Source organism: Aquibaculum arenosum (assembly GCF_029222965.1).
Lineage (GTDB): Bacteria > Pseudomonadota > Alphaproteobacteria > Kiloniellales > DSM-21159 > Aquibaculum > Aquibaculum arenosum.
This window is the reverse complement of the sequence record NZ_JARHUD010000018.1, coordinates 1-10849: the sequence shown is the minus strand read 5'-3', so window position 1 is coordinate 10849 and position 10849 is coordinate 1. Positions and strand designations below refer to the sequence as shown.

The window sequence follows — 10849 nt, the reverse complement described above, 5'->3', positions numbered from 1 at the left end:
GCTGCAGCCGCTCCTCCACGTCAAACAATCCCGGAGCTTTCGCCATACCTTGCCTCCCCGCGCGTCCACCAGCCCAGTGAATCATAAACAGGCCAGCGCCGCGAGGTTAATAGAGGTGCCCAGCTCGCCCAGGATTCCTGGCCACACCCCGTTCACATGATCTACGGCAACCGCCATGAAGGACAAATCCTCTATCGCGAAGAGATCGAGGCCCTGCGCAGCCGGCTCGCCCTGCGGGTCGACCTCGTCCTGTCGGAACCGCCGCCGGGTTGGCCGGGCCCGGAGGGCGAACTGACGCCGGATATGCTCGACCGCTGCCTGCCCGATCCCTCGCCCGACGCGCTCTATTTCCTCTGCGGGCCCCTGGGGATGATGGACAGCGTCGAAGCGTGGCTTTTCGACAGGCAGGTGCCAAACAGCGCCGTGGTCGCCGAACGCTTCAAGTACAGCTGAGGACCTCCCCATGCATCACAGCCAGATCCCGCGCCTCTGTAAGGCGCTGACCCTGCTCTTCATCCTGTTGTCGCTGGCTTTCGCCCTGCGATGAGGGAAAGAGGGGTTCCTCGATCTTGTCGAGCGGAACTGCTCGCCAAATATTTAAAACAGGCCTGTTTGCGCATATTCAGGCGGTAGTTTCAAATCCCACGTATGGCTTACGTTCAGCCCTATTTGTTTCGCAAACTCGGACTGATTGTAATCGTCCGTGTATAGCGTTCTCGCCCCGTTCACCTTCGCAATCACGACGATCTGCCGGTCAAATTTTATTTCGTCCCACGGTGCGCGCACCCCTGATTTCTTATCGCCTGCGGCGATTGCATTTCGCACAATCTCAGCAAGATCGATCGCGCAGCGCTCATCAAACGGGGCAAGATCAAATGCCGCAGACTGATTTATCTCAGCAACAGCCTTCTCAAGATCGGGAACTGCACATAGCAACTCTGAGAAGCATGGCGTGGGAATTATCACGGTATCGCCACGTTCGCTTAAATCGTTGATAAGCGCCTCAACACGCTCCTTGCAGTGTGCTATCGGCTCGCCTGTCGCAGGATTTGGCGTTGGCCTTGTGTCAGGATTCAAGACCAACGAAAGAAAGGTGTTGTCGAACGCTACGGTCAATGTGCGGTCCCGTTGCGCTCTTCAATCTTGGAAACCTCACCTATCGGATCATCCGGCCATGCAAGGTGCATTCCGCGGACCCTATCAACCGTCTCCCGAAGACTCTCTCTCTTTACGGGATCAAAGTCAGTTATGACAAAATTATCAATATCCCATTTTCCAGATTCGGACTTGACCCACATACCACGGCCACTGACTTTGACGTCCTCAAACAAAAAATTCCGGATATCCCTAGCAATCTCTTTGCTGGTAGAGCAAAACACTACTCCATACGCATCAGTATTTATTCTTACCTTAGCGTCATCCTTCGTGCCCGCTATGTGGTATAGTTCACCAACAAAGCTCGCTGCACCACGCACACGGAGCTGGGGGCCGTTATCCGCCATCTTCCCTGGAAATGGGATGACGTTCACGCCTCTAGAATCATAGAAACTGCCGCTCGTTCCATCCTGCCGCAACATACTATTGATTTCATCTCTGGCACGAAGGGCAGACTTAGGTGCGGATCCGTCATTGATTGCGACAAGCATCCGAGTCAGCTCCGCCTCGTGCTTTCTCTCAACCCTGAACGCACTACCGTGGCTGCCCTCCACGACATCAACAAGATGAAGATTCTCAGCCACGCGAAGCAATCGCGTTATCTGAAGATAATACTCGATCAGTCGTCCGAATGGCATGTTTTCGGGCGTGAAATCTTCGATTTTGAAGGTGTAGGTCGTAGTGTCCATGAGCCCTCGTGCCTCCGGCTGGGATTCTACGCGCCCAACGAGTCGCGGTAAAGATCCCGCTTCGCAGCCTCACCGAGATTGGCCCATTGAGGGATATTCCGTATCGCTATGGCCGATTACCGTAGGGTGGTTGCAACGGACCCCACATCTCGCTCCCCAGTGGGTTGGCAGTTTCCCCCAGACGACGGACAAAGAGACCTCCGCGGCGGGTCGTGACCGCCGCGGAGGCCCCGCAGTTCTACTTCGCTGGCGTGTTATCGCACCGAACTACTCGGCCCAGCGCTGGATGATCTCCTCGTAGGCGACCGTGACACCCTGAGGCTTCTCGTTCTCCAGCGGCGGCCAGGGTGCGCCCTCGACCTCGTTGATCCAGTAGTCCGCCTCGCGCGGCTCGTTGAGTCGCGGACCGCAGCCCGAGTAGGCGTCATTGGCCTCATCGGCCGCCTGCATGCGGGCCATCAGCTCATCCATCTCGCCGGCCAGCCGGTCCATGGCCTCCTGAGCGGTGAAGGTGCCGGCGGTCACATCGCCGATGTGCTGCCAGAAGAGCTGGGCCAGACGCGGGTAGTCCGGCACGTTGGTGCCGGTGTCGGTCCACTGGTGCCGATCCGGCGAACGGTAGAACTCGATCAGGCCGCCGAGCTGCGGCGCCCGCTCGCTGAAGCTTTCGTGACGCACGGTGGAATCGCGCACGAAGGTGATGCCCACGTGGCTCTTTTTCACGTCAACCGTCTTGGAGGACGCGAACTGGGCGAAGAGCCAGGCCGCCTTGCGGCGATCGAGCGGCGTGGTTTCCATAAGTGTCCAGGAACCGACATCCTGATAGCCGCGCTGCATGCCTTCCTTCCAGTAGGGGCCGACCGGTGAGGGCGCCATCCGCCACAGCAGGTTGCCCTCCTCGTCCACCGTGTTGTTCCCCTCTTCCTGGGATTGGACCATGTTGGCGGTGAAGGCGGTGTACCAGAAGATCTGCTGGGCGACGTTGCCCTGGCTGAGCGCCGGCAGCGACTGATAGAAGTCGAGGTCGGATGCCCCCGGCGGGGCGTAGTTGCGCAGCCACTCGTCCCACTTCTCCACGGCATAGACGGCCGGGCGGCTGTTTGTGGCACCGCCGCGGGTCACCGATGCACCGACGGGGTTGCAGGTCCCCTCTTCCATGCGGATGCCCCACTCATCCACGGGCACGCCATTGGGCAACCCCGGATCAGCGGCACCGGCCATGGAGAGCCAGGCGTCGGTCATGCGCCAACCGAGATCGGGTGCGCGCTTGCCGTAGTCCATGTGGCCATAGACCTGGACGCCGTCGATTTCCTGCACATGCTCGGTGAAGAACTCGGCGATGTCCTCGTAGGCCGACCAGTTGCGCGGCACGCCCAGGTCATAGCCGTATTGCTCGCGGAACTGCTCCTGCAGGTCCTCCCGATCGAACCAATCCTTGCGGAACCAGTAGAGATTGGCGAACTGCTGATCGGGCAGCTGATAGAGATCGCCGTCCGGCGCGGTGCCCGAGGCGGTGCCGAAGTAGTCATCGATGTCCAGGCCGGGGTTGGTGACGTCGGCACCCTCACCCTCCATCCATTCAGTCAGGTTGACGGTCTGGCCGATGCGGTAGTGCATGCCGATGAGGTCGGCATCGTTGACGTAGAGATCATAGAGATTGCGCTGGGTCTGAAGCTGCGTCTGCAGCGCCTGGACCACGTCGCCCTCGCCCATGAGCTGCATGTTCACGCGGATGCCGGTGATCTCCTCGAAGGCTTGGGTCAGGACCTCGGCCTCATACTCGTGGGTGGGAATGGCTTCGGCCACCACGTTGATTTCCATGCCCTGGAAGGGTTCAGCCGCCTGGATGAACCACTCCATCTCGGCAACCTGCTCCTCGCGCGTGAGGCTCGAGGGCTGGAATTCCTCGTCGATCCAGCGTTCCGCCGCGGCCATATCGGCCTGGGCAGAGCCGCTGGCAAAGATCAAGACAACCGCTCCCGATGATGCTAGCAACAATCGTCGCATTGGATTCCTCCCTAGGTTTTCTTGCGACATCAGGCGCGGTCGCGTTGCGGGCGGCCGCGCCTTCCCTACAGCCCTAAACCCATCGAAACACCCCGATCGCGTAGATGATCGAAAGGCCGAGAGCCCACCACAGGTCCGGGCCGACGAGCCCGAGCCATGCCAGATGAATGAAGGCGCTGCCGAGCAGCGAGATGAAGAGGCGGTCGCCGCGCGTGGTATCCAGGCCCAGCAGCCCGCGCCGCGGCGTCGATCCGGGGGAGACCACTTCCCACAGGGTCATGCCGATCAGCAGCAGGGCGATGGTGGCGAAGAAGGCCGCCGTCTCCCAGGTCCAGGCCATCCAGGACAGGTCCATCGCCAGCCTCCTAGACCCGCCCCAGGGCGAAGCCCCGGGCGATGTAGTTGCGCACGAAGTAGATCACCAGCGCGCCGGGGATGATGGTGAGCACGCCGGCCGCCGCCAGCATGCCGAGCTCATAGCCGGAAATCGACGAGGTACGCGTCATGACAGAGGCGATGGGCCGCGCGCCCACCGAGGTCAGGGACTTGGCGAGCAGCAGTTCCACCCAGGAAAACATGAAGCAGAAGAAGGCGGTCACGCCGATGCCCGAGGCGATGAGCGGCATGAAGATCTTGGTGAAAAAGCGCGGGAAGGAATAGCCGTCGATATAGGCCGTCTCGTCCACCTCCTTCGGCACGCCTGACATGAAGCCTTCCAGGATCCAGACCGCGAGCGGGATGTTGAAGAGACAGTGGGCCAGCGCCACGGCGATGTGGGTGTCGAACAGGCCCACGGAGGAGTAGAGCTGGATGAAGGGCAGCGCGAAGATCGCCGGCGGCGCCATGCGGTTGGTCAGCAGCCAGAAGAAGAGGTGCTTGTCGCCCAAAAAGCGATAGCGCGAAAAGGCGTATGCCGCCGGCAGCGCCACGCAGACCGACAGCAGCATGTTCATGACCACGTAGGTCAGGGAGTTGATGTAGCCCCAGTACCAGACGGGGTCGGTGAAGATGCGCCGGTAGTTGTCCAGGGTGAAGTTCTGCGGATAGAGCGAGAAGCTGCCCAGTATCTCGTTGGTCGGCTTGAACGACATGTTGAGCAGCCAATAGATCGGCAGCATCAGGAAGAGAATGTAGAGGGTGGGCACCAGCCACGTCAGGCTGTGACGCTGATGCTGGGGCCGGCGCCGTCCCGACCGGGCCGGGACCGCCTGACCTTGCGTCTCACCAATGCCGCTGCTCATGGCAAAGTCTTCCGTGTGCTCATGACTGGCCCTCGCCCTCATTGCGCATCATCACGGTGTAGAAGACCCAGCTGAAGACCAGCACGATCAGGAAGTAGATGATCGACATGGCTGCCGCCTGGCCGAGGTCAAACTGGCCGAGTGCGATCTTCACCAAATCGATAGAGAGCACCGTGGTCGAGTTGCCCGGCCCGCCACCGGTCAGCACGAAGGGCTCAGTGTAGATCATGAAGGAGTCCATGAAGCGCAACAGGATGGCGATGGTGAGCACGCGCTTCATCTTCGGCAGCTGGATGTGGCGGAACACGGCCCAGCGCGAGGCGCCGTCGATCTTGGCCGCCTGGTAGTAGGCATCGGGGATGGAGATCAGGCCGGCGTAGGCCAGCAGCACCACCAGCGAGGTCCAGTGCCAGACATCCATCACGATCAGAGTGAACCAGGCGTCGCCGGCCTGGCGCGTGAAGTTGTAGTCGAAGCCGATCCCGTTGAGCACGCGGCCCAGCAACCCCAGGTCCGGCAACGCGAAGATGTTCCAGATGGCGCCGACCACGTTCCAGGGAATCAGCAGCGGCAGCGCCATCAGCACCAGGCAGACCGAAACCCAGACGCCACGGCGCGGCATGCAGAGCGCGATCAACACGCCGAGCGGCACCTCGATGGCCAGGATGGTGAAGGTGAAGATCAGTTGGCGCCCCAGCGCGGCGCGGAAACGCTCGGAGTTCAGCACTTGGCTGTACCACTTGGTCCCTTCGAAGAAGAAGACGTTGCCGCCGAAGCTCTCCTGTACCGAGTAATTCACCACCGTCATCAGGGGGATGAGGGCGTTGAAGGCGACCAGCGCCAGCACCGGCAGCACGAAGAACCAGGCCTTGTTGTTCCAGGTCTTGGTCATGCCGCGGCCTCCAGGGCACGCCGGCGCGAGGCGACGTAGAGATTGATCCCCTCCGGCGCAAAGGTAACGCGCGGCTCGGTCGGCAGGCCCTCGTCTTCGCCCAGCACGGCGGCCAGTTCCTGTCCCTCGACGAGGAGCCAGACCACCTTGCGGCGCCCCAGATCCTCCACTCTGCGGACCTGCGCCGGCAGTCCCGCGGCACCGAGACGCACATACTCCGGCCTGACACCCAGTTCCGCGGGCCCCTTCACGTCCCGCACTGCGCCGGGCAAGGCAATGGCGTGAGCGCCGAAGCGGGCCTGGACTCCCTCCACCTCGACCGGCAGCAGGTTCATGCCCGGCGAGCCGATGAAATAGCCCACAAAGGTGTGCGCCGGCCGCTCGAACAGCTCGTCGGGCGTGCCGATCTGCACGATCTCGCCTTCGTACATGACGACGACCGTGTCGGCGAAGGTCAGGGCCTCGGTCTGGTCGTGGGTGACATAGACCATGGTGAAGCCGAAGCGGCGGTGCAGTTTTCTCAGCTCGGAGCGCAGCTGCCACTTCATGTGGGGGTCGATCACCGTTAGCGGCTCGTCGAAGAGAATGGCGTTGACGTCGGAGCGCACCAGGCCGCGCCCCAGAGCGATCTTCTGCTTCAGGTCTGCGGTGAGACCACGAGCGCGGCGTTGGGCGACAGCGGCCAGGTCCGTCAGCGCCAGGGTCTCACGCACCTGACGGTCAATCTCGTCGCGCGGCACACCGCGATTTCGCAGGGGAAAGGCCAGGTTCTCATAGACCGTCATGGTGTCGTAGACGACCGGAAACTGGAAAACCTGCGCGATGTTGCGTTCCTGGGTGGTGAGGTCCGTGACGTCGCGCCCGTCGAACAGCAACCGGCCCTCGCTCGGATGCAGCAGGCCTGAAATGATGTTGAGCAGGGTGGTCTTGCCACAGCCCGAGGGGCCGAGCAGGGCATAGGCGCCGCCATCGAGGAAGCTGTGATCGACCTGCTTCAGCGCATAGTCAGCCTCAACGCTGGGCCGGGGCATGTAGCTGTGGCGGATGGCGCTGAGGTCGATGCGTGCCATGCCTGGCTCCTAACTCACCAAACCATCGGCCGGGGCCATGGTCCGGCCGGCAGCATCGAACACCAGCACGCGCCGCGGATCGATGAAGGCCTCCACGCTGTCGCCGGGCTCGAAGTGATGGATGCCGGTGGTGAAGAGCACCCAGCGCACAGCGCCGAAATCGAGATGGATGAAGCTTTCCGACCCGGTGATCTCGGCGACGCTCACCCTGGCCCTGATCGGCACAGACTGCGGCGTCTGCTGTTTCAGCGCGAGATGATGCGGCTGAAAGCCAAGCGTGTAGCGTCCTTCGGGCATGCCGGTGAGGTGATCGGGCACCGGCAGCGACACGCCGCGATCCAAGAGAAAGGTCGCTCCCTTCTTGTCCACATCGATGGTGTTGAGCGGTGGATCGGCGAAGGTTCGGGCAGTCACCAAATCCACCGGGTTGCGGAAGACCTCAATGGTCCGGCCGAACTGGGTGACGCGACCCTCACTCAGGGTCGCCGTATTCCCGCCCAGCAGCAGGGCCTCCGTCGGCTCGGTGGTGGCATAGACCAGGATGGTGTCGGACTCGGCGAAGATTTTCGGCAGCTCCGCGCGCAGTTCTTCGCGCAGCTTGTAGTCGAGATTGGCCAGGGGCTCGTCCAGCAGCACCAGCTTCGCGTTCTTCACCAATGCGCGCGCGAGTGCGGTGCGCTGCTGCTGGCCGCCGGAGAGACTGAGCGGCAGGCGGTCGAGATAGGGCGTGAGCCGCAGCAGCTCCGCCGCCTTGCGCACCTCCCGGTCGATCAGGGTTCGGTCCAGGCCGGCCACCCGCAGCGGCGAGGCAATATTCTCGTAAACCGTGAACGAGGGATAATTGATGAACTGCTGATAAACCATCGCGACCTTGCGCTTCTGGACCGCCATACCGGTCACGTCCTCCCCGGCAAAGCGCACCTGGCCCTCGCTCGGAGGATCGAGCCCGGCCATGATGCGCATCAAGGTCGTCTTGCCCGCCAGGGTCGGGCCCAAAAGCACGTTCAGGCTTCCCGGCTGCAGGGTCAGGGAGACGGCGTCGATGTGGGTTTCGGCGCCGACACGCTTGCTGACGCCCTTCAGTTCCAGCATGCGCGCCTCCCGGCCGCTGCGCGACGGTCAGCCACGCCAGAGTACGCTGTTCGAAGCCCCGCGCCCGGTCTCAAGCGATGACCGGCCGCGATGGCATCACCCGTGCAGCGCCAGCCGCTGATCCTGACGTTTTCCACCGCCTCGGCCACGTTTCCTCCCGCGCCACCCCTTTGGGGCAATCTCCTTATGGTTGCTCTGGACTATGAGTGACAGGCTTATGGGAAGTCAAATGAAAACAGGCCCTCCTCAGCGTCCGTTGCTGCCCAGGAGCATGATCCAGAGGTGGGCTCCCCGTCGCGCGTAGGCCGGATCGCACTGAATCTGAACCACCCGAGTTCAGATTCAGTGCATGAACCCGGTCTACATCAAAGGGATAGAGCCGATTCACGTTTCTGTTCGGATCGCTTCGCAAATCCGATCTGAGACGATCGGCTCGAGAGGAGGATCGACCTGCTAAAGCGGGGTATCGGGCCTCAGAGCAGCGTATCGCAACGCCTCCCGGGGACTTTGCCTGGGCCGTGGCAGCCGGCCACGTGGAGGCTCACGCGATCTGTGGTACCCTTCGATCGAGCAAAGGGCGCCGGCAGGCAGAGTCACGCGTGTACCCACCGCCACCCTCTGCAAAGGCGTAACGCAGAGACACAGCTATTCGGATCGCAAAGTCCCAGGATGCAAAGCAACAAGAAACAGCGACTGACGGAGGACGATGAGGGCCATCAAGGCGGCTCGGACATCGATCCCACGGCACAAGAGTATATGTCCGAGCATGAACACCTGCTCTGGCGGCTCTTGATCAGCCACTCAAGGGACGGAGTCGTCGTTCTGGAGGAAGATGGCAGCGTCTACTACAGCAACAGACGCTTCGCCGACATGCTCGGCTATGGAATCGTCGAGATGAAGGCTCTGCACGTCTGGGATTGGGACAGAAAACACCCGAAGCATGAATTGTTGCAGATGCTGGGGAGCGTCGATGATGCCGGCGACCATTTCGTGTCCCAGCAACAGCGCAAGGACGGTTCCCTCATTGAGGTGGAGATCAGCACCAACGGCACGGTTTTCCGCGGCAAGAAACTTATTCTCTGCATCGTCAGGGATATCACGGATCGCCGTCAGGCGGAGCGGCTTCGCGACCTGCTGGCAGAGATCCTGGAAGCAACCCCCGACCTGGTCGGCTATGCCGACCCCGATGGCACGCTTCGCTACGTCAATGCGGGCGGGAGACGACTGGTGGGATTGCCGCGCACCGCGGCTCACACCTCGGCAGTCCATGATGCCAAGGGCAGGGTCGTGCGGCTCGGCCAGCTTCATCCGGAATGGGCGAGGGTCTTGGTTGAGCAGGTTGCCATTCCAGCCGCCATCCGCGATGGCACCTGGGAAGGCGAAAGCGCGCTGCTCGATGCCGCGGGGAACGAACTACCCGTGTCCCAGACCCTCGTGGCGCACCTGAACGACGGCGGCGAGGTCGTACGCCTTTCCACGCTTGCCCGAGACATCCGCCGCTACAAGGAACTGGAGCAAGCGCTGGAGCGCCTGGCCTTCCACGACGGGCTCACCGGGGTAACGAACCGGCGCCACTTGGAAGCGTTGCTGGAAGAGGAGGCCGAGCGATGCGAACGCCACGCAAAAGTCTTCACCCTGGTGATGTATGACCTCGATCATTTCAAGCTGGTCAACGACAATCACGGGCATCAAACCGGAGATGAAATTCTGCGTGCGATCGCCAGAATCATCGAGCAACGCTTGCGGGCTTCCGATGTGCTGGGGCGCTGGGGCGGAGAGGAGTTCATGATCCTCCTGCCCGATACCGGCCTCGACGGCGCCGCAGCCCTGGCCGAAGACCGTAAGCGGCGTTTTCCTCCCATTGGATTGACCATTTAAGGTCTCGCTTTGGTGGCTGATGCTCCTTCCTTTCAAGGAAGGAGCTGATGCAGATGGAGTTGGCGGAAGCAGCGGAAGAGGCCGGGCCGGTTGCCGGTGGCTTTTCCGGCCGGCTTGAGGTGCTGGAAGGTCCTACCGGCCGCCGGCGTTGGCCGGATGACGTCAAGGCGCGAATTGTGGCTGAGAGCTTTCGGCCTGGTGTCCTGGTGAGCGCTGTGGCGCGACGGCACGGCGTTTCGCCCCAGCAACTGACGACGTGGCGGCGGGCGGCACGAGACGGACATCTGGCCTTGCCGGGGGATGCGGATGGCCCTGGTTTTGTGCCGCTGGTGGTTGATGGGAAGGCGGTCGGCCTCGCGGACGAGCGGCCTGTCGAGGCAAAGCCGACACCGGACACGGGCGCCCTTATAGAGGTCGAGGTGGCCGGGCTTGTTGTGCGTCTCCCGGCAGAGATGGCCGCGGCGCGGATTGCGGCTGTGGTTTCGGCCCTGAAGGCCCTGACATGATCGTCCCCGGGCAGCGCCTGCCGATCGTTATTGCGGTCAAGCCGGTCGACTTCCGGCGCGGTCACGACGGGCTCGCCGCCACGGTGCAAAACGAGCTGGGGCTCGATCCCTACTCCGGACTGACCGTGGTGTTTCGCTCCAAGCGGGGTGACCGCATCAAGATCCTGGTCTGGGATGGCTCCGGACTGGTGATGACCTACAAGCGGCTGGAGGCTGGGGAGTTCGTCTGGCCGCGGATCAGCGAGGGCGTGATGCGTCTCTCCCGCGCCCAGTATGAAGCGCTGGTTGAAGGCCTGGACTGGAAACGGGTGGTGGCGCG

11 protein-coding genes and 1 pseudogene are annotated in these 10849 nt (G+C 62.3%); 4 read left to right on the top strand and 8 right to left on the bottom strand.

What is annotated here, in order from left to right; translation table 11 throughout:
• Nucleotides 1-138: 138 nt before the first annotated feature.
• A pseudogene (locus tag P2G67_RS16145) lies at nt 139-453 on the top strand (hypothetical protein); the annotation flags it as partial.
• 144 nt (nt 454-597) lie between these two features.
• Here P2G67_RS16145 and P2G67_RS16140 read toward each other — a convergent pair.
• The 8 genes from P2G67_RS16140 to P2G67_RS16105 all read right to left on the bottom strand — a co-directional run bounded on the left by P2G67_RS16140 (nt 598) and on the right by P2G67_RS16105 (nt 8146).
• Nucleotides 598-1116, bottom strand: a complete 519-nt coding sequence (locus P2G67_RS16140) for a type II toxin-antitoxin system VapC family toxin (RefSeq protein WP_275824332.1) — start codon at nt 1114-1116, stop codon at nt 598-600.
• Nucleotides 1113-1844, bottom strand: coding sequence for a hypothetical protein (locus P2G67_RS16135; RefSeq protein WP_275824331.1), 732 nt, complete (start codon nt 1842-1844; stop codon nt 1113-1115). Before P2G67_RS16135 ends, P2G67_RS16140 begins: the two co-directional genes overlap by 4 nt.
• A 267-nt stretch (nt 1845-2111) precedes the next feature.
• Entirely contained in the window at nt 2112-3812 is a 1701-nt protein-coding gene (locus tag P2G67_RS16130) for an ABC transporter substrate-binding protein (protein WP_322099730.1), read from the bottom strand.
• Between the two features lie 112 nt (nt 3813-3924).
• Nucleotides 3925-4206 carry a DUF2160 domain-containing protein gene (locus P2G67_RS16125; protein ID WP_275824329.1) on the bottom strand — a complete coding sequence of 94 codons (282 nt, stop codon included), beginning with the start codon at nt 4204-4206 and terminating at the stop codon, nt 3925-3927.
• A 10-nt stretch (nt 4207-4216) separates the two neighbouring features.
• Nucleotides 4217-4969, bottom strand: a complete 753-nt coding sequence (locus P2G67_RS16120) for a carbohydrate ABC transporter permease (RefSeq protein ID WP_275824334.1) — start codon at nt 4967-4969, stop codon at nt 4217-4219.
• Between the two features lie 142 nt (nt 4970-5111).
• Nucleotides 5112-5984: a carbohydrate ABC transporter permease gene (locus tag P2G67_RS16115; protein WP_275824328.1), complete on the bottom strand. Its 873-nt coding sequence runs from the start codon at nt 5982-5984 to the stop codon at nt 5112-5114.
• The gene (locus P2G67_RS16110; protein WP_275824327.1) at nt 5981-7054 is read right to left on the bottom strand and encodes an ABC transporter ATP-binding protein; all 1074 of its coding nucleotides are present in this window, start codon (nt 7052-7054) and stop codon (nt 5981-5983) included. The genes P2G67_RS16115 and P2G67_RS16110 overlap by 4 nt, the downstream gene beginning before the upstream one ends.
• Before the next feature lie 9 nt (nt 7055-7063).
• Nucleotides 7064-8146, bottom strand: coding sequence for an ABC transporter ATP-binding protein (locus tag P2G67_RS16105; protein ID WP_275824326.1), 1083 nt, complete (start codon nt 8144-8146; stop codon nt 7064-7066).
• Between the two features lie 669 nt (nt 8147-8815).
• Here P2G67_RS16105 and P2G67_RS16100 point away from each other — a divergent pair.
• The 3 genes from P2G67_RS16100 to tnpB form a co-directional block, all read left to right on the top strand.
• A complete protein-coding gene (locus P2G67_RS16100) occupies nt 8816-10024 on the top strand; it encodes a sensor domain-containing diguanylate cyclase (protein ID WP_275824325.1) in 1209 nt (402 codons plus the stop codon).
• A gap of 47 nt (nt 10025-10071) precedes the next feature.
• Nucleotides 10072-10530, top strand: a complete 459-nt coding sequence (gene tnpA, locus P2G67_RS16095) for an IS66-like element accessory protein TnpA (protein WP_275824324.1) — start codon at nt 10072-10074, stop codon at nt 10528-10530.
• The coding region (gene tnpB / locus P2G67_RS16090) for an IS66 family insertion sequence element accessory protein TnpB (protein ID WP_275824323.1) at nt 10527-10849 on the top strand (323 nt) is incomplete at its 3' end. The genes tnpA and tnpB, both read left to right, overlap by 4 nt.